Raw genomic sequence first — 25,903 nt, 5'->3', positions numbered from 1 at the left:
TTTAAGTATGTGAACCATTTAGATAAATGAAATAAGAAAAATCTATATACTAATTTTAAAGTCTTGTTAATTAATACATTAGTTAGTATTATTTGAAGTGATTATTGTAGGTTTAGTCAGGGTTTATTACTCGTTTAAATTTATTTTTTGTTTCTTACTTAGAGATATGTTACATTTGTAATATTAATTTTATTACAATGGTAAACGTTGAAGAATTTGCAAAACGGCTTAAAATAATTATAGATTATTACGAAATATCGGCATCCCTACTAGCAGAAAAAATGGAAATACAGCGATCGAGTATTTCACATATTTTATCTGGAAGAAATAAACCCAGTTTAGAATTTGTGCTTAAAATTTTAAAAACATTTCCCGAGGTAGAATTATATTGGTTACTAAATGGTATTGGAGAATTTCCCAAACAAACAATAACGAACAACAAATACACTCCCCTATCTTTGACTGATGGTGGCAGTACACAAACAAAAAAATTAGGTACTGAGAGTGTAACTGATGCTAAAAAAGAAGATGAAATTGAACGAATCGTTATTTTTTATAAAAATGGCACTTTTAAAAATTTCATTTCCTAAAACAACCTTCTACCGGTTTTGGGTTGTTATAAATTACTCTCAATATTGTAAATAATAGAAGAAAAAATTAATTAAATGATTTTCAATTTAAACCTTGATTGGTATTATCCTAATTATTATAAACAACGCTCGATTAATTGGGGGTTGAACAATTAAAGAAATTGAGTTAGTTATCTGAATGTTTTAGTCAAAAACAGAATTACACAAATCTTATAAAAACCAGTTGAACTTAAAAAAGTAAAATTTATACAGGTAAATTATTCAATTAATTTAGCCATACCTGTTTTTAAAATTAATATCAATTCTTCTTTATTCTCATTGCTAGATTGCTGTTGTGTATAAACCAACTGATTCAGCATATTAATTGCCATTTTATCAAAATTGAATTTTTTATACAGTTTACCTAATTTTACAAAATCATTTGTAAGGTTTATTATTGCTTCTTTATTGTCACTTTCTGAAATCCATTTAAACGCTTCAGAATAAAGCTGTTGCACTCTTTTATTGTTAGATAAAAACATACCGCTTAACACATGGTTTGCTATAAAAGGTAATTTTGTTTTATCTTTTTCATTAATATAAATATTGGTAATTGCCTCAGCTAAAAGTTTTTCAGTATCACTATTTAAGGTATTAATTTTTTTCAATGTGGTTTCTCTATCTATTTGATATAAAGAAAATAATGATTTTCCTAAGATAGCGTATGATTTACTATTCATCCCTTTTTCAAAAAGAGACTTATACTTTACTTCAACTAATTTACCTAAAACTTCTATTGCAGCGGCTCTTACCAAAGTTTTTTTATCAAATTTTGCCAAATTTTCAATTTTTGAAATCGCTTCCTTTTTATAATATTTCTGAAACAAATCTACACTCTCTAGTGCCAAAATTCTTATTTCATAGTACGAATCATTCATAGCTTTGATTAGAGTATTAAATGCTTCTTTATTATCTTGGTGTTTGGCAATTTCTTCTAAAGCATACCTCCTATCTAAATAATGTGACGCGTTTTTATATTGAAATATATAGTTATCTAACGTTTTTTTATCATCTATTTCAGCTAAAAGCACATGTTTAGCATCTATATTAATTAGTTTAGGGAGTTTATTAAAAGGAAATGTAAATGAATTTCTAGTTTTATCTACCCAAACGTTATGCCTAGTTTTACTATTTCCTTCATAAATATCAATACTTAGAGGAAATTTAAATGTTTTCCCTTGCTGATTAATGTTAACCGTCACAGTATTGATTATGGTATTGTAATCATACGTTACACTTAACCTTATGTGGCCATCTCCATAATACCATTGGTTAAAAAACCAATTTAAATCTTTTCCACTAACTTCTTCAAAAGATAAACGGAGCTCTTGTGCTTCTGCGGTCCCAAATTTATGCTCAATTAAGTAGTTTTTCATCCCTGCAAAAAAGGCTTCATCCCCTAAAACATCACGCAACATATGTAGTATTGCATTCCCTTTATGATAACTAACAGTATCAAACATATCTTCTCTATTTTCATAATAGAATCTGACTAGTTTTTTATCTTCACTTTGACTTTGTAAATACGTTTGTACATCATTATACATATGAGCATTTGCTTTATCTTTTCCGTATTTATGTTCATACCACAAATAAACACTATAAGTGGCAAAAGATTCATTTACTGTTAAATTTGACCAGCTTTCAGCAGTTACTAAGTCACCAAACCAATGGTGAAATAATTCATGGGCAATAGTTTCTTCCCAAATATTTTCATCAATTAATTGTCCTTTTTTTTGTTGTGCTGCTTCTCCATGTACAACTGCAGTCGTATTTTCCATTGCTCCACTTACATAATCTCTAACAACTATTTGGCTATATTTATTCCATTGATATGGCACTCCTGTAATTGTTGAAAAAAACGTCATCATTTCAGGAGTTTTTCCAAAAATATCTTTAGCAACAGATTCATATTCCTTTTCAACATAATAATTTACTTCAATACCATTCCAGGTATCTTTTACAATACTAAATTCTCCTACTCCCATAAAAAACAAGTATGGAGCATGTTTTTTATCCATTTTCCAATAATCGGTTCTTGTACCATCAGCATTTGAGGTTTGGCTTATTAATTCTCCGTTTGATAGTGTTACAAATTTGTTTGGAACCGTCATATAAATCTCTTCTGTAGTTTTTTGGTTAGGTGAGTCTATAGTAGGAAACCAACAACTGCTTGACTCAGTTTCGCCTTGTGTCCAAATTTGAGTTGGCTTTTCAGGGTCTTCATCTTTTGGATCAATAAAATACAATCCTTTAGCTTCTTTAATAGTATTACTTCCCTTTTGTCTAACTTCTTCAGGCTTTGCTGTATACTTTATATAAACAGTGTAATTTTCTTCTTTTTTATATGTTTTACCCAACTCTATTGTTAATTCATCATTCGAATAATTATATGGAGCATTCCTGTTATTAATTTTTACTTCATAAATTTTAAAAGACTTTGCATCTAAAACCAGCTTATTTGTTGGGTAAAAATGAGGGCTTAACGTAATCCAAGCTTCTCCATTCATTTGACTTTTTTCAAAATTAAAATTTACTTTTAGTTTTGTATGTACTAAATCATTAATTTTTTCTCTTTCTCCTCTGTATTCTTTTTCTTGAGCGGTTAAGAGTACTGAAAACAACAAAATTAGTGTAAGTAATAAATTTTTCATTCGTAATTATTTATTTTAAGATTTCAAAAATACTATTTTAATTGCTTTCAAGAGTTAATGGGCTGTTAAAAAGCCATACTTTTCATAGTATGGCTTGTGTTTTTGTATTTAAAAAAGGTTATTTAAGGCTACTTAGCAATCCTCCAAGTTGTTTCAATTGCTCAGAATCTCCATCCATTTTTATTTCCTGTGTTAGTTTTAAAATATTTGACGGATTCATATTTTCTCCTAAAACTCTAACTATTGCAAACCCTTTTTCATTATCTGAAGCAAAAACAATAACCTCGTCAATAGCATCTTCCTCACCTAATAAATTAACTAAAATACTCGTTTTACCCATCTTCATACGAACTAGCTGTTTGTATTTTGGATTTTTAAGAATATCTTTAACTTTCTGTTTTTCAGAGGTGTACAATTCTTTATTTGTATCACTTAACTGCAATGCTAAAAAATTAACTTTTTTTATTGTTGACAAGGTGTTTTTAATATCTTCAGAAATATTGTTATCTTTTAGTTCTAAAATACTCGATGGTAAATCAATAGAAATAAACTCGTTATTTTCTTTACTGTTAACATAATATTTTTGAAGTGAAGGGTTGGTATCACATGAAATTATTAAAAAGGCTACTACTATAAATCCCGTTATTTTTATAAATAATTTCATTTTATTGTTTTTTAAGTTTTTTACCACTTTCTGGAATATAATTATTTGTTAACTCTGAAATTTTGTTTAAATCAATCTCTCCAGTCAATGAAAGTATCACAGCTTCTTGATTCGATTTATTTTTTAAGTTACTCACAAACATTAACAATTCACTTACGTGATTTTCATCTTTTCCTTGTCGTATATAAATTTTTACATGAGCTTCATCATCTTTAATACGCATTAATTCAGTCAATTTTGCAGATTTTAAATATTTAGATACAATATTGCTCATTTGTTTTGCAATTTCAACACTTTCTGTGCTAAATACTTTTAACGATTCTAAATTTTTAACCATATCCACATATTCTTTTGCTTCAGGGCTATTTCCTCCAAATTTACTAGCCATTTTAAAGGCTTCTTTATTTACAATTACAGATGATACATCATCCATATCTTCAAATTTATCGAAAATTGAACTCTGTGCATAATTTACAAAAGGTAAAATTACAAGAGCAATTAGTGTTATTATTTTTTTCATTTTTTGTTTCATTTAGGTTGTTTAAAAATTTTATTTTTTGCTTTTTCAAACTCTTTCAATTGGGCCACTGCAACTGTTCCTTTGTTTAGGTTAGAAGCAAGTATTTCAAGAGCAAATTGAGTTTCTTTGTATATTTTTTCAGCTTTTCTTTCCTGATTTTTTTCATAACCAGTATAAACGCTTACCAGCAATATTATTGAGGCTGCTACCGAAAGCCATTTCCAATGCTTCTTTTTACTGTTTAATTGGATGGTTTTTGTAAAGCGCTCATTTTTACTAGTTGAAAAATATTCGAATAATACTCGGTATTCTTCTAAATGTGGTGCTACATTATCTCCAGAAAAGTAGTTTTTTAACTCCTTTTCTTCATTTAATGTGGTTTCTGCATTTAGATATTTTTCTAACAACCTTTCTATGTTAGCTAATTCCATAATTATGTTGTTTTATTAATTGTTCTCTTATTGTTTTTCGTGCTCTAGATAATGAAACTCTAATTGCTGTTGGCTTTAAATTTAACATTTCCGCAATTTCTTCAAATTCATATTGTTCAATATCTCTGAGTTGTATTATTAATTTTTGTTGCTCAGGCAAATTCTGTATTAATTCATGAACCTTACTTACACTATCATTTAGTTCTATTTGTCTATTTAAAGACGTTCCATTCTCTTTATAGTTACTATGTATTAATTTTAAATTATTAGCTTGCTTTGATTTTAAACGATCAAAACAATAATTTTTAGTCATTGTCATAGCAAATGCCTCAATACTTTTATAGTCTTTTAATTTCGATTTGTTTTTCCATAACTTAAAAAAAAGTTCCTGAGTAGCGTCTTCTGCTTCTTCTGTAGATACCAAAAGTCTTTTCGCCACTCGAAAAACTTTATCTTTAAAAGGCATTACCGTTTTTAAAAACTCAGACTGCTTCATTTTAAAGTTTGGTTTAACAACATTTTTTTTGATGCTGTTACAATTATGACGAGCAAGTTACGTTTTTGTAACAGGAGTCCTAAATTTTGTAATAAAAATTAATATATTGCGACTTATAATCATAAAAAGATAAATTTTAAAAAATGAAAAGAATCCCCAATTTTATAGCAGCTACACTGTTAATTATTGCTATATCAGTTAGTTGCAGCAAAAAAGATGATATTGTTATACCTATTCCTCAAAACATTGAAATTCAAGATTTTGTATGGAAAGGAATGAATTCATGGTACAACTGGCAAGCAAATGTGCCAAATTTAGCAGATTCTAAAGATGATAACCAAGAGAGTTATACTAATTATTTGGATGGATTTGCAGATCCAGAAACCTTATTTGAAAGCCTGTTATTTGATAAAGGAAATACGGATAGGTTTTCATGGTTTGTTGAAGACTATATTGAACTACAGAAATCATTTCAAGGAATTTCATTATCATTTGGATTTCGATTACAAGCTGTATTGATAAATGACAATAATGATATTATATTTTATGTTAGGTATGTGGCTCTTAACTCGCCTGCAGCTATTGCAGGAATAAAAAGAGGAGATATTATAAATGCCATTGACGGTATCGTTTTAAATGAAAGTAATTACAGCAATACTGTTAGCAAACTTTCAAATGAAACAATTACGTTATCTTTTGTTTCTGAAAATGGAGGTGTACTTACCCCTATTGAAGATAAAACAATTACGGCAGTTGAAGTTTCTGACAACCCTATTTACTTAAAAAAAGTTTTTAATGATATTAACGGTAGAAAAGTTGGATATTTAGTTTACAATGGGTTTAGATCTTCATATAACGATGAATTAAACGCTGCTTTTAGCTATTTTAAAGGTGAAGGAGTAAATGAACTAATTTTAGATTTAAGGTTAAATGGCGGAGGATCTGTTTTGTCGTCTGCTTACTTGGCAAGTATGATATACAGCAACGCAAATACGGATATATTCGCAACTTTAAAATTTAACCCAAAACATAGCAATCAAAATAGTTCTTATAACTTTCAAAATACATTGAATGTTTACGATGTAAATGGTAATAAAACAACTGAAGAGGCTATAAACCGATTAAGTGATATTTCAAAATTGTATGTTTTAACTTCAGGTAGTACAGCTTCAGCAAGTGAAATGATTATCAATGGTTTAAAATCGTATATTCCTGTTAAAGTAATTGGCACCACTACTTATGGTAAAAATGTTGGTTCAATTACGTTGTACGACTCTCCTGCTACAGATTTTCTGAGTCAATCTTCAGCAAAAACAACCCACCTAAATGCTATGCAACCTATTGTTTTTCAAATATATAACAAGAATGGTGAAAGTGATTACACACAAGGATTTACACCTGATATTGAAGTGAAAGAATATCAGTTTTGGAATGCTATTTTACCTTTTGGAGATGAAAATGAAGTAGTACTTAAAGCAGCACTTGATGATATTAGGGGACTTACTTCAAAAAATGTAAGTACATTTAAATACAATAATCTAGAAAAATTTGATGTGCTTGAACTTGAAACTAGATTTGAAAAAGAAATGTATATTAGTGACGATTTTTTTATCAATAAATAATTTATTAATAAAACCCAAATTTTAAAAGAGGCTGTCTGAAAAGCAATTATACTTGTCATTTTGAACAAAGTGAAAAATCTCAACATCTTGATATATAGGTGTTTAATTTCAAGGAGATTCTTCATTTACATTCAGAATGACACTTTTTAGACAGCCTCTTTTTGTTTTACATCATACTTTTATTTTAATTATATTTGTTAGTAATATGAAAAACAAAGTATTACTCTTCTTAATTTTAATCTTTTTTAGCACCTGTAAAAAAGAATACAAAGCTAGAGAAACTATTAAAATTTCAATAAAAAATATTAAATTAGACAGTAGTAGCATTAGGGCTATTGAAATTATAAATGACTCATCTATTGTGTATGCTGGATCTATAGGCGACATTGGTATAATTACCAATTCAGGTAAATTTAAAGTCGTTAAAAAAATAGTTACAGATACTATTGTACCTCACTTTAGGTCATTGGCATACACCAATAAAGGAATATATGCACTAAGCATTGGGAACCCAGCACTACTTTATAAAGTGAAGAATAATAAAGCAGTTGTTGTATATAAAGAAGAGCATGAAAAAGTTTTTTACGACTGCATAAAATTCTTCGATAGTATAAATGGAATTGCAATTGGTGACCCAACAGATGATTGTTTATCCATATTAATCACACGTGATGGAGGAAACACTTGGAATAAAATAAATTGTGATTTTTTACCCAAAGTTAATAAAGGAGAAGCTGCTTTTGCTGCAAGTAACACTAATATTGCTATTATTGGTAAAAAAGCTTGGATAGTAACTGGTGGCTTAAAATCACGTATTTTTCACACACCAGACATGGGTTTAACATGGGAAGTTTATAACACACCCATCATTCAAGGGAAAAGTACAACAGGCATTTACTCCGTAGATTTCTATAATGAAAAACAAGGCATTATTTGTGGCGGAGATTATACAGATAAATTTGGAAATTACGCAAATAAAGCACTTACTTTTGATGGAGGTAAAACGTGGGAGTTGGTATCAGAAAATAAAGCACCCAAATACGTAAGTTGTGTACAATACATACCAAACACACAGGGGAAAGAAGTTGTTGCGGTATCAACCAACGGTATATTTTATTCTAAAAATTCAGGAAGAAATTGGGAGAAAATTAGTGACAAAGGTTTTTATGCCATTAGATTTGTCTCAAGAAAAACAGCTTGGCTTTCAGGAAACAATAAAATTGCAAAAATGAATATTCTTAATTTTTAAAAATGAAAAGAAAAATTATTTTAATTGTATTCTGTGCACAACTTATTAGTTGTAATAATCCATCTGAATTAAGCAAAAAATACAATTGTCCGGTTAATAAATCAGAAAAAACCTTATCAGTATACGACTTTAAGAAAAACTTTAAATTAGATATAATAACTAACTGGAAAACAAAATTATATTATAACAATTTTGAATCTGAAATATTTACTGCTGACACTACAAAACAACTTACAAAATCGTTAATACTAGTTGCTTCATTTAGTACGGGAATATTAAATATTGATTCCCTTTTTTATAGGAGAGTTGATTCCATCTTAAAAAAAAATAATTTACAAATAATTGACTCTGGAAATCAACCATACCAATCTAAACCAACCTACTGGTATGTTGCAAAGGGAGTGAAAAACGGATTTAGTTATCATCAATTTAATTTAACTACCAAACGTTCAGAAAACACCTATTTTAACGTTTATTCTGAAATTTATGGAGATACTGATATAAATGAGCGTATTTGCGAAACTATTTCACTTATAGAAAAAGTAGAATTTTTACAATAATTTATGACAATTAGATTGTAAAACCTTTGTCTTATTCTTACTTTTGATAAAAATATAAAAAAATGCAAAATATAACAGATCGATTCGTTAAGTATATTACTATAGACACTCAGTCAGACCCTGAAAATTCAGCATTTCCAAGTACTGAAAAACAATGGGATTTAGCACGTATTTTAGTTGATGAACTGCAAGAAATTGGGATGCAAAATGTAACATTAGATGATAATTGTTATGTAATGGCTACACTACCTTCAAATGTAGATTTCAAAGTTCCAACCATTGGTTTTATCTCACATATTGATACTAGTCCAGATTATTCAGGCACTAACGTAAACCCTCAATTTCATCCCAATTACAATGGTGAAGACATTATTTTAAATAAAGAAAAAAATATTATTCTTTCTCCAAGTTATTTTGAAGATTTACTACTATACAAAGGAAAAACATTAATAACCACTGACGGCACTACCCTATTAGGGGCCGATGATAAAGCTGGAATTGCTGAAATAGTAACAGCCATGGAATATTTAATTAAGCACCCTGAAATTAAACATGGTAAAATTAGAGTAGCTTTTACTCCAGATGAAGAGGTGGGTAAAGGAGCAGGAATGTTTGATGTTAAAAAATTTGGTGCAGATTGGGCCTACACAATGGATGGAAGTCAAGTTGGAGAATTAGAATACGAAAATTTTAATGCTGCTGGAGCAAAAGTTACAATTAATGGTAAAATTGTGCATCCTGGCTATGCGAAAGGAAAAATGATTAACTCTATGTTAATCGCTAACGATTTTATTGCAGCACTACCAAAAGATGAAGTTCCCGAAAAAACGGAAGGTTACGAAGGTTTTTATCACCTATATGCTATGAAGGGTGAAGTTGAAAAAACCGAACTTCAATATATTATTAGAGATCACGATTTAAAGTTATTCCAAGAACGTAAAGAAACCTTTCAAAAAGTAGCTGATGATTTAAATAAAAAAATAGGGAGTACTACTGTAGAAGTTGAGATTAAAGATCAGTATTTCAATATGCGTGAAAAAATAGAACCTGTGATGCATATTGTTGATATTGCTGAAGAAGCTATGAAACAACTTGGTATTAAGCCACTAATTAAAGCAATTAGAGGTGGTACCGATGGTTCTCAGTTATCATACAAGGGTTTACCTTGTCCAAATATTTTTGCTGGAGGTCATAATTTTCACGGAAGATATGAATATGTAGCCGTTGAATCTATGCAATTGGCGACTGATGTAATTGTTAAAATTGCACAAATTACTACTGAAAGAGCTAAGTAAGCTATTTTTGATATTTTTTTTAAAAACTCTCTTTAACGAGAGTTTTTTTATTTAACAATTTGTTAGATATTGTAATTTTATAGAATTATATTTAAAAACCTGAATTTGTTTTATACATTTGAGACTTCAAAAAAATAAATGAATGGAAAATAAAACCTTAGTTTCACTTATTCATAAATATGGAAGCCCATTATATGTTTATGATGCTGAAAAAATCATATCACAATACAACCGTATTACAAATGCTTTTTCAACAGTAAAAAACTTAAAATTAAATTATGCCGTAAAAGCAAATTCAAATATTAATATTTTAAAGCTTTTCAAAAAATTAAAATCTGGAATTGATACTGTTTCTATTCAAGAAGTTCAACTAGGTATTAAAGCTGGTTTTTCACCAGAGAATATTATATTTACACCAAATGGTGTTTCTTTAGAAGAAATTGAAGAAGTTTCAAAATTAGGTGTTCAAATAAACATTGATAATATTTCCATTTTAGAACAGTTTGGAAACAAGCACCCTAATATTCCTGTTTGTGTACGTATAAACCCACATATTATGGCCGGTGGGAATCATAAAATTTCAGTAGGTCATATAGATTCTAAATTTGGGATTTCAGTTCATCAGGTTCCACTCATAATGCGTGTTGTTAAAAACACAGGAATGCATATTAATGGTCTTCATATGCACACTGGCTCTGATATTTTAGATATTGATGTATTTATTGCTGCTACAGAAATACTTTTTAATACTGCTACTGAATTTAAAAACTTAGATTTTATAGATTTTGGAAGTGGGTTTAAAGTACCTTATAAAGAAGGAGATATTTCAACAAATATTGAAGAATTAGGAGAAAAACTATCTAAAAGATTCAATCTGTTCTGTAAAGAATACGGTAAAAAATTGACTTTAATGTTTGAGCCTGGTAAATTCTTAGTAAGTGAATCGGGTGTGTTTTTAGCAAATGTAAACGTAGTTAAACAAACAACATCAAATGTTTTTGCTAGTGTAGATTCTGGATTTAACCACTTAATTCGCCCAATGATGTACGATTCATATCATCATATTCACAACATATCAAACCCTAAAGGACGTGAACGCTATTACTCTGTTGTAGGTTATATTTGTGAAACAGATACTTTTGGATCTAACAGAAGAATTAGCGAAATTAAAGAAGGTGATATTTTATGTTTTAACAATGCGGGTGCCTATTGTTTTTCTATGGCTTCTAATTATAATTCTCGCTACAAACCTGCCGAAGTTTTACTTTATAATGGCAAAGACTATTTGATAAGAAAACAAGAAACCTTTGATGATTTACTTAAAAATCAAGTTATTATTAACTTAAACTAAACAATGTATAAAAAATTATTCTATATTTAAATATTCATAAAAAACATATCGAAATACTATCAATTAAACAATTAATAAAGCATTCAATAAAGAAAACAACAAAAGTTTGATAAAATCTTCGTGTAATTAAAAAAATAGTTACTTTTGCCTTATGCAAATTATAAAATCATATCAATTAACTAAAAACGCAACATCTTTGCGTCGTTTTGTTATGGCTACTACAATTACAATTACCCTTTAGGGTTATCATTTTATTTATATCATCCGTCCGTTATATATTCGTTTTCAAAAGATATTGAAACAAGGAATATCAATTAATAAAAATTTAAATTAAGATAAAAAATTAATACAAATGAAAGTATTAAAATTTGGAGGTTCATCAGTAGCTTCCTCTGAAAATATAAATAAAGTAATCCATATTGTAAAAAAAAGTGCTAAAAAATCTAAAATAGCAGTTATTGTATCTGCATTTGGTGGAGTTACAAACTTACTTTTAGAAGCTGGTGATTTGGCTTGTGCCAATAATAAATTTTATTTAGAAAAATTACAAGATATTGAAGAACGCCATTTACAAATTGTTAGAGAATTAATATCCATAAATAGTCAAAGTAGTATTTTAGGAACCGTAAAAAAAATGCTAAATAAATTAGAAGATATACTTGAAGGTGTTTTTTTAATTAATGAACTCTCTAACAAAACAGCTGATAAAATAGTAAGTTTTGGAGAATTACTTTCATCATATATTATTGCTGAAGCAATGAAAAATAACAATCTTGATGTTTCTTTAAAAAACACTAAAGAGTTGATATTTACTGATGAAAATTTCTCAAATGCAACTGTTAAATTTAAGAAAACAAATACAGCTATTGAAGATTTTTTTACACAAAGTAAAAATAAGATAGTTATTTTACCCGGATTTATTGCTGCTACAAACAAAGGTGAAACTTCAACTTTAGGACGTGGAGGATCAGATTATACCGCTGCAATTATTACTGCAGCAACAAATGCTGAAATTCTAGAAATTTGGACAGATGTTAGTGGTATGTTTACAGCCAATCCTAAATTTGTAAAGCAGGCATTTCCAATAAAAAATATTTCATACCAAGAAGCCATGGAGTTGTCTCATTTTGGAGCAAAAGTACTCTACCCTCCAACGATACAACCTGTACTAGAAAAAGAAATTCCAATTGTAATAAAAAATACATTCAACCCTAAAGAAGAAGGGACTTTAATTACCAAAATATCTACAAATAAAAATCCAATAAAAGGAATTAGTCATATTGAAAACATGGCACTTATTACCTTAGAAGGCAGTGGAATGATTGGTATTCCTGGTATTTCTAAACGTTTATTTGGTGCACTTTCTCAAGAAAAAATTAACATATCTCTAATAACTCAAGCATCATCAGAGCATTCTATATGTATTGCCATTGATAATATTGATACTGAAAAGGCAAAATTAATAATTGATGAAGAATTTGTTTATGAAATACAACAGCACAAAGTAAAGCCTTTGCATGTTGAGAAAAATAATGCCATTATTGCTTTAGTTGGTGACAGTATGAAAAGTCATCAAGGTATAAGTGGTAAAATGTTTAGTACACTAGGGAAAAATAATGTAAACATTAGAGCTATTGCCCAAGGTGCATCAGAAAAAAATATTTCAGCTGTAATTGCACATAAAGATGTTAAAAAAGCTTTAAACACATTACACTCTACCTTTTTTGAAAATCAAGTAAAACAATTAAACCTGTTTGTAGTTGGAGTTGGTAATGTAGGTAGCAAATTGCTTAATCAAATTAAAAACCAGCAACAATATTTGGTAGATAACTTAAGAATTCAAATTAGAATAATTGCAATTACAAATTCTAAAAAAATGTTATTTAATGAGGATGGTATTGATTTAGAGAATTGGAAGACACCTCTAGAAAATGCAGAAAATTTAGATATGAGTTTATTTCATACTAAAATAATTGAACTGAATTATAGAAATAGTATTTTTGTTGACAATACAGCCAATAAAAATATTGCTAATTTATATGCTAATTATTTAAAAGAAAGTGTTGCTGTTGTTACTTGTAATAAAATTGCATGTTCCTCAAATTATTCAAACTATTTGAACCTAAAAAAATTATCACGAGCATACAATGCTCCTTTTTTATATGAAACAAATGTTGGTGCAGGTTTACCAATAATTGACACACTTAAAAACTTGATAGCTTCAGGAGATAAAGTAACTAAAATACAAGCTGTTTTATCTGGTAGTTTAAACTTTATATTTAATAATTTCAATGCTAATACTTCATTTTTTGAAGTGGTTAAACAAGCTGGTGTTGAGGGTTTCACAGAGCCTGACCCAAGAATAGATTTAAGTGGTGTAGATGTAATGCGAAAAATACTAATTTTAGCTCGTGAAAGTGGAATGAAATTGGAATTAGAAGATATTAAAAATGAATCTTTTTTGCCAAAATCGTCCCTAAATACTGATTCAGTTGAAGATTTTATGGATACCTTAAAAAATGAAGCAACTCATTTTAATAAAATCAGAGATAAAGCAGTAACTAATAATTGCAGATTAAAATATGTTGCCGAGTTGAACAATGGGAATGCAAAAGTTGGTTTAAATGAAATTGCGCCTAATCATCCTTTTTATAATTTAGAAGGAAGTGATAATATTGTGCTTTTTTTCACAGAAAGATACAAGCAGCAACCACTTATTATTAAAGGTGCTGGTGCTGGTGCAGACGTAACTGCTTCAGGATTATTTGCAGATATTATTAGAATTGGAAATAATTAATAATTATGAACGAAATTAAAATATTTACCCCAGCAACCATAGCGAATGTTTCTTGTGGATTTGACGTATTAGGCTTAGCACTTGATACTGTTGGAGATGAAATGATTATTAAAAAAGTAACGCAAAAAGGTATTCGAATTACAAAAATAATTGGTCAAAAACTACCTTTAGAAACACATAATAATGTTGCTGGTGTGGCCGCATTAGCCTTGCTAGATGAAATTGATTGTGAATTTGGATTTGAAATTGAAATAACTAAAAAAATAAAACCCGGAAGTGGCATTGGAAGCAGCGCAGCAAGTTCTGCAGGTGCCGTTTGGGCTATTAACAAATTACTAGAGCAACCTTTTAGCAATTTAGATTTAGTGCGTTTTGCTATGGAAGGGGAACGTTTAGCTTCTGGTGTAGCACATGCAGATAATGTAGCTCCTGCCCTTTTTGGAGGTTTTACATTGGTTAGAAGTTATAAGCCATTAGATATTATTCGTATTCACACTCCTAAAGAATTATACGCCACAATTATCCACCCTCAAATTGAAGTTAAAACCTCTGATGCTCGAAATATTTTAAAAACAACTGTTACTTTAAAAGATGCTATTAAACAATGGGGAAATGTTGGCGGATTAATAAGTGGTTTATATACTGAAGACTACGATTTAATAGGTCGCTCTTTAGAAGACCATATTGTGGAACCAATTCGTTCAATTTTAATTCCTGCTTTTAACCTTGTTAAGCAACAGTCTTTAACAGCAGGTGCTTTAGGGTGTGGTATTTCAGGATCAGGCCCTTCAATTTTCGCTTTAAGTAAGGGGAAAGAAACAGCCTTAAAAGTAGCAGAAGCAATGAAATTAGTTTATAATAAGGTTGGTATTGATTATGATATACACATATCTAAAGTGAATAAAGAAGGAATTAAAATTTTAAAATAATTATGAAATCAAGAAATTTACATCAACCTGAACTTGTTTCAGGTTCTCATATAAACTAGTGATTCGTATGGTGAGATTCTGAAACACGTTCAGAATGACAAACAAAATTGAATTAAAGTTGTCATCCTAAGCTTGACTGGGGATTTTTTGAATTGAACTTCTAAGTTACAGATTCCTGCCTTTGCAGGAATGACAAATAAAAATAATAAAAATATGCAGTACTATAGTTTAAATAAAAAAGCACCAAATGTATCATTTAAAGATGCGGTAATAAAGGGATTAGCTCCAGATAAAGGATTGTATTTCCCGAAAAAAATTACTCCTTTACCTAAAGATTTTTTTAATCAGATAGACTGTTTTTCTAATGAAGAAATTGCTTTTGAGGTCATTAAACAGTTTGTTGGTGATGAAATTCCAGAAATAGCGCTAAAAAAAATAGTTTCTGAGACTATTAATTTTGATTTCCCCATTGTCAAAATTAATGATAATATCGCTACATTAGAATTGTTTCATGGCCCAACAATGGCATTTAAAGATGTAGGAGCCCGTTTTATGGCACGTTGTTTGGCTTTTTTCAACAAACAAGAAAACACTACAAAAGTTACTGTTTTGGTAGCTACATCTGGAGACACTGGAGGGGCGGTTGCTAGTGGTTTTTTGGGAGTTAAAGGTGTTAACGTTGTAATTTTATATCCAAGTGGGAAAGTTAGTAATGTGCAAGAAAAACAGTTAACAACACTAGGCCAAAATATAACAGCGTTGGAAGTTAATGGTACTTTTGATGATTGCCAAGCAATGGTGAAAAGAGCTTTTTTAGATGAGGAAATAATTTCAAATAAAAATTTAACTTCAGCAAACTCTATAAATGTAGCTCGCTGGTTACCTCAAATGTTTTATTTCTTTTTTGCTTATAAACAATTAAAAAACAAAGAGAAAAACCTTATTTTTTCTATTCCTAGTGGAAACTTTGGAAATATTTGCGCTGGTATGATGGCACAACAATTAGGACTACCTGTAAAACAATTTATTGCTTCAACGAATGTGAATGATATTGTTACTAATTACTTAAAAACTGGTAAATACATACCAAAATTATCAAAACAAACCATCTCTAACGCAATGGATGTAGGTAATCCAAGCAATTTTATACGTATTTTAGAAATATACAATAATGATATTTCAACATTGAAAAAACACCTATCCTCCTATTCTTTTACAGATAATGAAACACGTGAAGCTATGAAAGAATTAAAACAAAAATACAATTATATTGCTGACCCACATGGTGCTGTTGGGTATCTAGGTTTGAAAAAATATTTAACAAAAAGCAACGTTCAGGGAATATTTTTAGAAACAGCACATCCTGTTAAATTTTTAGATGTTGTTGAACCTGTTATTAATGAAACTATTAAACTGCCAACTCAAATTAAAGAAGTAATTGAAAAAGAGAAAGTTTCTATAAAAATCTCAAAATATGAAGAATTGAAACATTTTTTGTTAAGTTCATAGAAATAAAAAATGATGCGTCCAAAAAAACAGAAGACATATCATAATTTTTAGGATAGTGTCATTTTTAACAAAAATTTGTTTTATTAACAAATCAATCTAACTTTGGTAAGTTAAAATTATCTAAAACACTTGGTAATTTCATCATTTTCTCAATATCTTCAGATTTTCTAGGTGCCATTGCTGATAAAATTATTGGGCCTTTTTTTGTTATCAGAATATCATCTTCAATTCTTACGGCAATACCCCACCACCTTTTATCACAAGCACTTCCTTTTGGTATATAAATTCCTGGCTCAACGGTAATTACCATATTTTCTTTAAACTTCCCATAATTCGTTAAATCGTGAACATCTAAACCAATGTGGTGCGTTGCACCATGGGGGAAGTAACTGTGATATGATTTTTCTGATGCTATAATGCCTAAATCAGCTAAACCTTTATTAATTACTTTACGGGCAACAGTAGTAGTTGTACTAAATTTATTACCAACTTTTGCTTGAGCAATACCAGCCTCTTGAGCTTTGTAAACTAAATCGTAAATTAATCTTTGTTCGGTGGTAAATTTACCATTTGATGGGATGGTACGTGTAACATCTGCTGTATACCCATGATATTCAGCTCCTAAATCCATCAAAACTAAATTATTATTACCAATGGTAGTTTTACTATTTTCTATATAATGTAAAATGCAGCCATTATCTCCTGATCCTACTATTGAAGGGTATCCTTCATACTCAGCACCATATTTTTTATATACAAATTCATGTACACCTTGAGCTTCAGTTTCAGACATATTAGGTTTCATTGCCTTCATTATTTCAATTTGACCAATTGCTGAAATATTAATTGCTTTTTTTAGTAATTTTAATTCTTCTATGGTTTTAACTTCCCGCATTGAAGCCATAAGGTTTTGAAGTATTTTTGTGTCAATTCTTTTTTTTGCTTTATTATCTATTTTGTCATTCGTTAAACTTTCCAAATTCATTAAATCAAATGATATTTTTTCTTTAAATGTTTTAATTAAATCAAATAAATCTGCAGCATCATTTGTATTTCTTACGTCATTTTTAAAGTTCTCAAAAATAATGGTATCAAACTTGGAAAAATCAATGTTATAACTTTTGAAGTCTTTTCCATTGTAAACTACTCGAAATCCCAAATTATCTTGTACCCCTTCAACACCAAGTCTTTTCCCTGTCCACATTTCTGCGTACTCATTCCGTTCTTGTACAAATAAAACTTCATTAAATGTTTTTCCATCAATGGTTTGTTCATTTTTAAAAATCATTAATAAACTATTTGGCTCTTTATAACCTGATAAATAATAAAAATTAGAATCCTGATGGTATATATAATCTACGTCATTTGCCCTGTTTCTCACCGCAGCTGAAAAAAACACAGCTACACTATTTTTTGGCAATAAAGCTCGTAGTTGTTCTCGTCTATCTTTATGAAATTCCGGAGTTAAAAAATCTTGTGGCAAATCATTATTTTGAGCGAAACTTATTGAGAGATACAAACAAAATAACGAAAAGAATAACTTAAAAAACTTCATAAATAATTGGATTGTTATAAATATTAGGTTCAAATATATAAAAAAGAAATAAGCAAGGTTCTAATCATTTAAACATTAATATGCAAATAGTAAATATAAAAAATCTTTTAAATAGATTACTTCAGTCGTACCTCCTTCGCAATGACGAAACAATAGTAACAGATTGCTTCGTCGCTACCGCTCCTCGCAATGGCGTGAAATGAAGCAATCTCATGAATTGAACCGTCATTGCGAGCAATAGCGCGGCAATCTCTTATATTAGAACTACAAAGTAATAAATTACCGCGTCGCAACGACTCCTTTTAATTACCTATAAAATTAGTTGATAAAAAGGTAAAATACTACCAATTCAATTATTGAATATTTAGTACTTTTGTTATGCAAAAATTTAATTCAATGAAAAATACTGCTTTAACACATATTCACGAATCTTTAGGAGCTAAAATGGTGCCATTTGCTGGCTATAATATGCCTGTACAATATGAAGGTATTAATATTGAACACCAAACCGTTAGAAATAATGTTGGTGTTTTTGACGTATCACATATGGGTGAATTTTATTTAAGAGGTGAAAATGCACTTGCTTTGATACAAAAAGTAACATCTAATGATGCTTCAGTACTTATTGATGGCAAAGTACAATATAGCTGCTTACCGAACTTTGACGGCGGTATTGTTGATGATTTACTAGTGTATAGAATAAACAGTGAAGAGTATTTATTAGTTGTAAATGCTTCAAATATTGAAAAAGATTGGAACTGGATTTCACAACACAACGATTTAGGTGTTGAAATGATTAATAAATCAAATGATATTTCATTGTTGGCAGTTCAAGGCCCAAAGGCTGCAGAAGCCTTACAATCGTTAACAGATATCAATTTGTCAACTATGAAATATTATACATTTAAAATTGACACTTTTGCAGGAGTTAATAATGTAATTATATCAGCAACAGGCTATACAGGCTCTGGTGGTTTTGAAATATATTTCAGCAATAAAGATGCTGAACAAATTTGGAAGGCTATTTTTAAGGCAGGTAGTGATTTTGGAATTAAACCAATTGGATTGGCAGCACGTGATACATTGCGTTTAGAAATGGGGTTTTGTTTATACGGAAATGATATTGATGATACTACCTCTCCTATTGAAGCTGGGTTGGGTTGGATTACTAAGTTTACCAAAGATTTTGTAAATGCAGAGGCATTGAAAAAACAAAAAGAAGAAGGTGTTACACGTAAATTGGTAGCATTTGAGTTAATTGAAAAAGGAATTCCACGTCATGGGTATCATATTGTTGATGAAACAGGTGAAAAAATTGGAGTTGTAACGTCAGGAACAATGAGCCCTTCTCTTAAGAAAGGAATTGGTATGGGATATGTACCAAAAGAATTTGCAAAACGCGACTCAAAAATCTTTATTCAAGTTCGTAAAAAAGCATTGCCGGCAGTAGTTGTTAAATTGCCATTTTATAAAGGGTAATTACAAATTAAAATTTTCTGGAATTTTACCTTTTACACCTCTGTAAAAGTTATAAATAAAGTTAAAATCTTCTTCTCTATTACCGGTTAGGTAATATGGGTTTGAAACTTTAACTTGTTTATTTTCAAAATCAAAGGTTATCATAACAACGGGCACATTGGCTCCTTTAGCTATGTAATAAAACCCTGTTTTCCATTTAGTTATTTTTTTTCGAGTGCCTTCTGGAGACATTGCCAAAATAAATTTTTCACGACTATTGAAAATATTTACAATAGCATCCACTTTGTTATTACTTGTACTCCTATCAATTGGTGTTCCTCCTAGCCACCTAAAAATAAAACCAAAAGGAGGCTTAAATAATGATGCTTTACCTATATAGTTTGCTGGTACTTCTTCAGCAAATTTAATAGCAATTCCAAGAGGGAAATCTAGCCAATGCGTATGTGGAGCGCCAAGAATAACGCATTTTTTTATATCTTTTTGGAACTTCCCAACCGTTTTCCAACCTAAAATAGTGTATAAAATAAATCGTGTAAGTGTTTTCATATAATTGTTAATAACTCCGTTTTTATTTTTAAACTTCAAGTTATTTCAGCAAATATAAAAATCTTACTTTTATAAACTATTAAAATTTTAAAAATCCACTTATGAAAAAAATAATGCTTTTAATGCTATTGTTAAGTCTAACAAAAATAAATGCTCAAAATACTCAAACAAAAATGGGTCCAATTATTGAAAACTATGGCAAAGTATTTCAAATTGAAAGTCCAGAATTATTACTTAAAACAGACAAAGTATATAAAGTAATTTTTGATATTTATACCGATAAATCTAAAGAAAATAACGTTAATCCTTTACTGAATACTGTTGCTCGTTACTTAAATATGCACGCTCAACAAGGTGTACCATTAAAAAACATGAAGGTTGTATTGGTTTTGCACGGATCAGCTACCAAGAATGCACTTAATGATAGCTCCTATCAAAAACATTTTAAAGTTAGTAACCCAAACACAGCATTAATTGAAGCATTAGAAAAAGCCGATGTAGAGTTATTTGTTTGCGGACAGTCTTATATTGCACATAAATACCAAATAAATGAAAAATCTACCCAAGTAAAACTCGCGCTTTCAGCTTTAACTGCATTGATAGAGTATCAATCAAACGGCTATCAACTTATAACCTTTAATTAAGCCATGGAACAATATATTATTGGTGTTTTAATTTTAGGTCTCATAATTGGGTTTTTTATAGGCAAGTTACTCTCAAAAAGTTCTTATGAAAAACGAATTTCTGAATTGGAAATTAAAAATAAACTTTTACTTGAAGATAAAGAAGATAACATAAGTACAATCAATAAGTTAAATGACGATAAAGTTAATTTAAACAATGAAAAACACGCACTAGACTTAAAACTTGCAGATAAACTGTCGGAATTGAAATATTTAGAAGAAAAATTACAAGAAAACAAAGCTGAAGTTGAAAAACTTCAAGAAAAATTCACAAAAGATTTTGAAATTCTAGCGAATAGAATATTAGAAGAAAAATCTTCAAAGTTTACGCTACAAAATAAAGAAAACATCAAAAATATTTTAGAGCCTCTTCAAGCAAAAATTCAAACATTTGAGAAAAAAGTAGAAGATATAAACAAGGAAGATATACAGCGAAATTCAGCTCTAATTCAAAAAATAAAATCTCTTGAATCGCTAAATCAACAAATGAGTCAAGATGCCATTAATTTAACAAATGCCCTAAAAGGAGAATCTAAAACTCAAGGCGATTGGGGCGAAATACAACTAGAAGTATTATTAGAGAAAGCGGGCTTAACTAAAGGATTGCACTTTACAACTCAGGGAGGCTTCAGAGATGATAATGATTTATTAAAAAAACCCGATTTTATTATTAATTTACCTGATAATAAACAACTTATTATTGATTCAAAAGTTTCGCTAACAGCTTATGAAAATTATTTTAATGCTGAAGATGATGTAAATCAAAAAATAGCTTTAAAAAATCATTTGATAAGTATTAGAAAGCATTTTAAAGAATTAGGAGAAAAAAATTACACCAATTTATACGGTATAAATACTCCTGATTACGTTTTAATGTTTGTACCTATAGAACCTGCATTACTAATTGCTTTGCATGAAGAGAATAAAATATATTTAGAAGCTTTAGACAGAAATGTAGTATTAGTATCTACTTCAACATTATTAGCTACTTTAAGCACTGTAGCTTCAATTTGGAAACAGGAAGATCAAAAAAGAAATGTAATGGAAATTGCTAAAGAGAGCGGATTGCTATATGATAAATTTGAAGGTTTTGTGCAGGATTTAATAAAAATAGGGAAAGCTCTAAATTCATCACAAGAAAGCTATCAGAATGCTATGAATAAACTTTCGTCTGGGAGAGGAAACATGATTAAAAAAATTGAAAACCTTAAAAAATTAGGGGCTAAAACAAAAAATCATTACCTCAAAATATTTTAGATAGGGCAAATGAATAAAGCTAAAAAATAAGAACGACCTTGTTTAAACAAATTAACAAGGCCGTTTATTTTTAAAAATTTTATTTTTAAAAAATTACTTTTTTAAAACTTTACTTAAAATTTCTTCTTTACTAATTTTTTTGGTGCAGAAATACCAATCTTTACAATCCATATCTTCTTTACCTTCCATTCTATCTTTTGCTGTTCCACATGAACCTGCAGGTCCAATAATTACATCATCTCCTGGTCTCCAATCTGCTGGTGTTGCAATATCAAAAGCGTCTGCTGCTTGTAATGCAATTAAAACTCTGTACAATTCATCAAAATTTCTACCTAAACTTAACGGATAGTAAATGATTGTTCGTATAATTCCTTTTGGATCTACAAAAAATACCGCTCTTACAGCTTTGGTAGAATCTTCATTAGGTTGAAGCATACCATATTTTTTAGCAATTTCCATAGTAATATCTTCAATTAAAGGAAATTTAACATCTACATTTTTCATTCCTTTATATTCAATTTTTTCTTTAATTGAACGCAACCAAGCAATATGACTGTATAAACCATCAATTGACAAACCTATTAAGCTACAGTTAGCTTCCTTAAATTTATCTTCTAAAGAGGCAAAAGTTATAAATTCTGAAGTACAAACAGGTGTAAAATCTGCTGGATGACTAAATAATATTGACCATCCTCCGTTGTAATCACTAGGGAAATTTATATCTCCTTGTGTTGTTACTGCTTTAAATTCAGGAGCTTTATCTCCAATTCTTGGCATTGACGTAAATTCTTGTTGTGTTTCCATATTTATATGTTTTAGATTATTTCTACATCAAAGATACATCATAAAAGCAATTATTAGCTATAAAATAAATTGATTTTTTAAATTTAAGTATCAATAATATTGATAGTTTATTATTCAAAAAGTTAATTTAAAAAAAATCCTGCAAAAGCAGGATTTTAGGTTATACAACATAATAAATGGATAATTTACTTATTAAATAGCGGTTTATTTGCCATCATATTGTTTACTTTATGGGCTACTTTTTCAATAATTTCCTGATTTTCAAAATTTAAAATTACTTCATCAATTAAGTCAACCACATTTTTCATATCATTTTCTTTAAGACCTCGTGTTGTAATTGCTGCCGAACCTATTCGAATTCCCGAGGTAACAAAAGGAGATTTATCATCAAAAGGAACCATATTTTTATTTACAGTAATATCTGCTTTAACCAATGCATTTTCAGCATCTTTTCCGCTAATATTTTTATTGCGTAAATCAATTAGCATCATATGATTATCTGTGCCTCCAGAAATAATATCATATCCTTTTTTTACAAAAGCTTCTGCCATAGCAGCTGCATTTTTCTTTACCTGAATTTGATAATGTAAAAAATCATCTGTCAATGCCTCCCCAAAAGCGATAGCCTTTGCTGCAATTATATGCTCTAACGGTCCTCCTTGATTTCCTGGAAATACGGCTGAATTTATGAGTGTTGACATTTTTTTAAGTTTTCCACTTTTTAATTTCAAACCAAAAGGATTGTCAAAATCGGTTCCTATCATTATCATCCCACCTCTAGGACCTCTCAATGTTTTATGAGTAGTAGTAGTAACAAAATGACAATGAGGAATAGGATCATTTAAAATACCTTTTGCTATTAAACCTGCTGGGTGAGAAATATCAGCCAATAATAGTGCTCCAACTGAATCTGCAATTTTTCTAAATTTCTCAAAATCAATATCTCTTGAATAAGCAGAAGCACCCGCAATTATTAAATTAGGTTTTTCTCTTTCTGCAGTTTCTTGGATTTTATCATAATTTAATATCCCTGTTTCCTTCTCAACGCCATAAAATGAAGTTTTATACAATTTGCCCGAAAAATTAACTGGTGAACCATGAGTTAAATGTCCACCGTGAGACAAATCAAACCCTAAAATTTTATCACCCGGATTTAAAACTGCTTGGTAAACTGCTGCATTTGCTTGGGAACCAGAGTGAGGTTGTACATTAACATATTCAGCTCCAAAAAGCTCTTTTGCTCTATCAATAGCAATTTGTTCAATAATGTCAACTACTTCACAACCTCCGTAATAACGTTTATTAGGGTATCCTTCTGCATATTTATTGGTTAAAATAGAACCTGCCGCTTCCATAACCTGGTTACTCACAAAGTTTTCTGAAGCAATTAATTCTAAACCATTCGTTTGTCTATCTCTTTCTTCCGCTATTAAATCAAATATTACTTGGTCACGTTGCATTACATATAAAATTTTAAAAGTTAAATTATTCGCAAAAATAGCAATTTCATTTCGCAATTAACAAGAAACTCATATATTTGATAAGAATATTTAATAATTGAAAATAAATTTACCTATATGCAAATAACAGCCAATAATCCAGACAGAAAATCTTGGTTACATGTAAATAAAGATACAGATTTCCCTATTCAAAATATACCTTTTGGTGTTTTTTTAACCAAAGAGGATATTATAACCATTGGAACTAGAATTGGTGAATATGCTATTGACTTAGGTGCTTTTCACCAATTAGGTTATTTCGATGGTATACCTCTTACAGATGATATGTTTATGCAAGATTCTTTAAATGATTTTATTGCTGATGGAAGAAAAACTTGGAGATTGGTACGCAATAGAATTGCAGATGTATTTGATGCAGAAAATTCAAGTTTGAGAGAGAATAAAAAGCATAGAGATATTATTATTTTTGATATGAATGATGTTGAAATGTTATTACCTATTGATGTTGGGGATTATACAGACTTTTACTCTAGTAAAGAACATGCTACTAATGTAGGTATGATGTTTAGAGGAAAAGAAAATGCCTTAATGCCAAACTGGTTACATATGCCCGTAGCTTATCACGGTCGTTCATCATCTATTGTTGTTTCTGGAACACCAATTCACAGACCTTATGGACAAACACTACCAATAGGAGAAACAACACCTGTTTTTGGTTCTTCAAAAAGAGTAGATATGGAACTTGAAACAGCTTTTATAACAACTGCTGCAAATAATTTAGGTGAATCTATAGCTGTTGATGAAGCTTGGGAATATATTTTTGGAATGGTTTTATTTAATGATTGGAGCGCTCGTGATATTCAAAAATGGGAATATGTTCCTCTAGGCCCATTTCTTGGAAAAAACTTTGCTTCAACAATATCTCCTTGGATAGTAACAATGGATGCTTTAGAACCTTTTAGATGTGAAAGTCCAAAACAAGAAATAACACCACTACCCTATTTACAACAAGAAAGAAAGGATAGTACTTACGATATTAAACTAGAAGCTATCTTAAAAACAGAAAACGGAGATTTAAACCTATTAAGTAAATCTAATTTTAGATATTTATATTGGTCTATGTCACAACAACTGGCTCACCATACAATAAATGGCTGTAACATTAGAACTGGTGATATGATTGGTAGTGGTACTATTTCGGGTGCTACTAAAAATAGCTTTGGCTCTATGTTAGAATTAACTTGGGCAGGTAAAGAGCCCATAATATTAAAAGACGGTACTAAACGAACTTTCTTTAATGATGGAGATACTGTTATTTTACAAGGTTCTTGTGAAAATGATAACGTTAAAATAGGTTTTGGGAAATGCTCTGGTAAAATATTACCTCCAATAAATTTAAAATAATTTTAAACT

Annotated in this window: 22 protein-coding genes; 13 read left to right on the top strand and 9 right to left on the bottom strand. The window is 29.6% G+C overall.

The features are described from left to right. Positions 1-197 precede the first annotated feature (197 nt). On the top strand, positions 198-590 hold the full coding sequence (locus Lupro_RS01960; RefSeq protein ID WP_068205804.1) for a helix-turn-helix domain-containing protein: 393 nt from the start codon (positions 198-200) through the stop codon (positions 588-590). A 257-nt stretch (positions 591-847) separates the two neighbouring features. Here Lupro_RS01960 and Lupro_RS01955 read toward each other — a convergent pair whose 3' ends face one another. The 5 genes from Lupro_RS01955 to Lupro_RS01935 form a co-directional block, all read right to left on the bottom strand. Next, positions 848-3,283: a M1 family metallopeptidase gene (locus tag Lupro_RS01955; protein ID WP_068205803.1), complete on the bottom strand. Its 2,436-nt coding sequence runs from the start codon at positions 3,281-3,283 to the stop codon at positions 848-850. 118 nt (positions 3,284-3,401) lie between these two features. Next, positions 3,402-3,947: a DUF4252 domain-containing protein gene (locus Lupro_RS01950; RefSeq protein ID WP_144439090.1), complete on the bottom strand. Its 546-nt coding sequence runs from the start codon at positions 3,945-3,947 to the stop codon at positions 3,402-3,404. 1 nt (position 3,948) lies between these two features. After that, positions 3,949-4,467: a DUF4252 domain-containing protein gene (locus Lupro_RS01945; protein ID WP_068211356.1), complete on the bottom strand. Its 519-nt coding sequence runs from the start codon at positions 4,465-4,467 to the stop codon at positions 3,949-3,951. Between the two features lie 8 nt (positions 4,468-4,475). Continuing rightward, positions 4,476-4,898: a hypothetical protein gene (locus Lupro_RS01940; RefSeq protein WP_068205801.1), complete on the bottom strand. Its 423-nt coding sequence runs from the start codon at positions 4,896-4,898 to the stop codon at positions 4,476-4,478. Next, entirely contained in the window at positions 4,885-5,394 is a 510-nt protein-coding gene (locus Lupro_RS01935) for an RNA polymerase sigma factor (RefSeq protein ID WP_068205800.1), read from the bottom strand. The genes Lupro_RS01940 and Lupro_RS01935 overlap by 14 nt, the downstream gene beginning before the upstream one ends. Before the next feature lie 143 nt (positions 5,395-5,537). On the opposite strand from Lupro_RS01935, the gene Lupro_RS01930 reads away from it, so the two are divergent. The 8 genes from Lupro_RS01930 (at position 5,538) to thrC (ending at position 16,706) form a co-directional block, all read left to right on the top strand. Next, a complete protein-coding gene (locus Lupro_RS01930; protein WP_068205799.1) occupies positions 5,538-7,016 on the top strand; it encodes a S41 family peptidase in 1,479 nt (492 codons plus the stop codon). Positions 7,017-7,221: 205 nt separating this feature from the next. After that, positions 7,222-8,265 carry a WD40/YVTN/BNR-like repeat-containing protein gene (locus Lupro_RS01925; RefSeq protein WP_068211353.1) on the top strand — a complete coding sequence of 348 codons (1,044 nt, stop codon included), beginning with the start codon at positions 7,222-7,224 and terminating at the stop codon, positions 8,263-8,265. A 2-nt stretch (positions 8,266-8,267) separates the two neighbouring features. Beyond that, entirely contained in the window at positions 8,268-8,825 is a 558-nt protein-coding gene (locus Lupro_RS01920) for a hypothetical protein (RefSeq protein ID WP_068205798.1), read from the top strand. Between the two features lie 62 nt (positions 8,826-8,887). Further along, positions 8,888-10,120, top strand: a complete 1,233-nt coding sequence (gene pepT / locus Lupro_RS01915) for a peptidase T (protein ID WP_068205797.1) — start codon at positions 8,888-8,890, stop codon at positions 10,118-10,120. Positions 10,121-10,262: 142 nt separating this feature from the next. Next, entirely contained in the window at positions 10,263-11,471 is a 1,209-nt protein-coding gene (gene lysA / locus Lupro_RS01910) for a diaminopimelate decarboxylase (protein WP_068205796.1), read from the top strand. 352 nt (positions 11,472-11,823) lie between these two features. Then, positions 11,824-14,268 (top strand): bifunctional aspartate kinase/homoserine dehydrogenase I, encoded by a 2,445-nt coding sequence (thrA, locus tag Lupro_RS01905; RefSeq protein WP_068205795.1) that lies wholly within the window; start codon positions 11,824-11,826, stop codon positions 14,266-14,268. Between the two features lie 5 nt (positions 14,269-14,273). Next, positions 14,274-15,197: a homoserine kinase gene (locus Lupro_RS01900; protein ID WP_068205794.1), complete on the top strand. Its 924-nt coding sequence runs from the start codon at positions 14,274-14,276 to the stop codon at positions 15,195-15,197. A gap of 213 nt (positions 15,198-15,410) precedes the next feature. Then, positions 15,411-16,706, top strand: a complete 1,296-nt coding sequence (gene thrC, locus Lupro_RS01895) for a threonine synthase (protein WP_068211350.1) — start codon at positions 15,411-15,413, stop codon at positions 16,704-16,706. Between the two features lie 91 nt (positions 16,707-16,797). Here thrC and Lupro_RS01890 read toward each other — a convergent pair whose 3' ends face one another. Continuing rightward, positions 16,798-18,261 carry an aminopeptidase P N-terminal domain-containing protein gene (locus Lupro_RS01890; protein WP_068205793.1) on the bottom strand — a complete coding sequence of 488 codons (1,464 nt, stop codon included), beginning with the start codon at positions 18,259-18,261 and terminating at the stop codon, positions 16,798-16,800. A 396-nt stretch (positions 18,262-18,657) separates the two neighbouring features. On the opposite strand from Lupro_RS01890, the gene gcvT reads away from it, so the two are divergent. After that, positions 18,658-19,740 (top strand): glycine cleavage system aminomethyltransferase GcvT, encoded by a 1,083-nt coding sequence (gene gcvT / locus Lupro_RS01885; RefSeq protein ID WP_068211348.1) that lies wholly within the window; start codon positions 18,658-18,660, stop codon positions 19,738-19,740. Here gcvT and Lupro_RS01880 read toward each other — a convergent pair whose 3' ends face one another. After that, positions 19,741-20,286: a 1-acyl-sn-glycerol-3-phosphate acyltransferase gene (locus Lupro_RS01880; RefSeq protein ID WP_068211345.1), complete on the bottom strand. Its 546-nt coding sequence runs from the start codon at positions 20,284-20,286 to the stop codon at positions 19,741-19,743. A 101-nt stretch (positions 20,287-20,387) separates the two neighbouring features. On the opposite strand from Lupro_RS01880, the gene Lupro_RS01875 reads away from it, so the two are divergent. Next, on the top strand, positions 20,388-20,930 hold the full coding sequence (locus tag Lupro_RS01875) for a DsrE family protein (protein WP_068205792.1): 543 nt from the start codon (positions 20,388-20,390) through the stop codon (positions 20,928-20,930). Positions 20,931-20,933: 3 nt separating this feature from the next. Beyond that, positions 20,934-22,226 (top strand): DNA recombination protein RmuC, encoded by a 1,293-nt coding sequence (locus Lupro_RS01870; protein ID WP_227807463.1) that lies wholly within the window; start codon positions 20,934-20,936, stop codon positions 22,224-22,226. A gap of 93 nt (positions 22,227-22,319) precedes the next feature. Here the strand turns inward: Lupro_RS01870 and Lupro_RS01865 are convergent, their stop codons facing one another. Continuing rightward, positions 22,320-23,030, bottom strand: coding sequence for a peroxiredoxin (locus Lupro_RS01865; RefSeq protein WP_068205791.1), 711 nt, complete (start codon positions 23,028-23,030; stop codon positions 22,320-22,322). Between the two features lie 185 nt (positions 23,031-23,215). Further along, positions 23,216-24,490, bottom strand: a complete 1,275-nt coding sequence (gene glyA / locus Lupro_RS01860) for a serine hydroxymethyltransferase (RefSeq protein ID WP_068205790.1) — start codon at positions 24,488-24,490, stop codon at positions 23,216-23,218. 117 nt (positions 24,491-24,607) lie between these two features. On the opposite strand from glyA, the gene fahA reads away from it, so the two are divergent. Next, positions 24,608-25,894, top strand: coding sequence for a fumarylacetoacetase (fahA, locus tag Lupro_RS01855; RefSeq protein ID WP_068205789.1), 1,287 nt, complete (start codon positions 24,608-24,610; stop codon positions 25,892-25,894). Positions 25,895-25,903 lie beyond the last annotated feature (9 nt).

It is taken from the genome of Lutibacter profundi (assembly GCF_001543325.1).
In the GTDB taxonomy this organism is placed as follows: domain Bacteria; phylum Bacteroidota; class Bacteroidia; order Flavobacteriales; family Flavobacteriaceae; genus Lutibacter; species Lutibacter profundi.
Note: the sequence above shows the minus strand (reverse complement) of the source record. Positions and strands in the feature narration are given on the sequence as shown.

Bases quoted from the DNA above. Each gene is read 5' to 3' on its own strand.
- Lupro_RS01880 (WP_068211345.1), bottom strand. From the start codon at position 20,286: ATGAAAACACTTACACGATTTATTTTATACACTATTTTAGGTTGGAAA.
- Lupro_RS01900 (WP_068205794.1), top strand. From the start codon at position 14,274: ATGAACGAAATTAAAATATTTACCCCAGCAACCATAGCGAATGTTTCT.
- Lupro_RS01865 (WP_068205791.1), bottom strand. From the start codon at position 23,030: ATGGAAACACAACAAGAATTTACGTCAATGCCAAGAATTGGAGATAAA.
- Lupro_RS01945 (WP_068211356.1), bottom strand. From the start codon at position 4,467: ATGAAAAAAATAATAACACTAATTGCTCTTGTAATTTTACCTTTTGTA.
- Lupro_RS01875 (WP_068205792.1), top strand. From the start codon at position 20,388: ATGAAAAAAATAATGCTTTTAATGCTATTGTTAAGTCTAACAAAAATA.
- Lupro_RS01935 (WP_068205800.1), bottom strand. From the start codon at position 5,394: ATGAAGCAGTCTGAGTTTTTAAAAACGGTAATGCCTTTTAAAGATAAA.
- Lupro_RS01870 (WP_227807463.1), top strand. From the start codon at position 20,934: ATGGAACAATATATTATTGGTGTTTTAATTTTAGGTCTCATAATTGGG.
- Lupro_RS01925 (WP_068211353.1), top strand. From the start codon at position 7,222: ATGAAAAACAAAGTATTACTCTTCTTAATTTTAATCTTTTTTAGCACC.
- lysA (WP_068205796.1), top strand. From the start codon at position 10,263: ATGGAAAATAAAACCTTAGTTTCACTTATTCATAAATATGGAAGCCCA.
- Lupro_RS01940 (WP_068205801.1), bottom strand. From the start codon at position 4,898: ATGGAATTAGCTAACATAGAAAGGTTGTTAGAAAAATATCTAAATGCA.
- glyA (WP_068205790.1), bottom strand. From the start codon at position 24,490: ATGCAACGTGACCAAGTAATATTTGATTTAATAGCGGAAGAAAGAGAT.
- Lupro_RS01950 (WP_144439090.1), bottom strand. From the start codon at position 3,947: ATGAAATTATTTATAAAAATAACGGGATTTATAGTAGTAGCCTTTTTA.
- Lupro_RS01960 (WP_068205804.1), top strand. From the start codon at position 198: ATGGTAAACGTTGAAGAATTTGCAAAACGGCTTAAAATAATTATAGAT.
- Lupro_RS01890 (WP_068205793.1), bottom strand. From the start codon at position 18,261: ATGAAGTTTTTTAAGTTATTCTTTTCGTTATTTTGTTTGTATCTCTCA.
- fahA (WP_068205789.1), top strand. From the start codon at position 24,608: ATGCAAATAACAGCCAATAATCCAGACAGAAAATCTTGGTTACATGTA.
- thrA (WP_068205795.1), top strand. From the start codon at position 11,824: ATGAAAGTATTAAAATTTGGAGGTTCATCAGTAGCTTCCTCTGAAAAT.
- gcvT (WP_068211348.1), top strand. From the start codon at position 18,658: ATGAAAAATACTGCTTTAACACATATTCACGAATCTTTAGGAGCTAAA.
- Lupro_RS01920 (WP_068205798.1), top strand. From the start codon at position 8,268: ATGAAAAGAAAAATTATTTTAATTGTATTCTGTGCACAACTTATTAGT.
- Lupro_RS01930 (WP_068205799.1), top strand. From the start codon at position 5,538: ATGAAAAGAATCCCCAATTTTATAGCAGCTACACTGTTAATTATTGCT.
- pepT (WP_068205797.1), top strand. From the start codon at position 8,888: ATGCAAAATATAACAGATCGATTCGTTAAGTATATTACTATAGACACT.
- thrC (WP_068211350.1), top strand. From the start codon at position 15,411: ATGCAGTACTATAGTTTAAATAAAAAAGCACCAAATGTATCATTTAAA.
- Lupro_RS01955 (WP_068205803.1), bottom strand. From the start codon at position 3,283: ATGAAAAATTTATTACTTACACTAATTTTGTTGTTTTCAGTACTCTTA.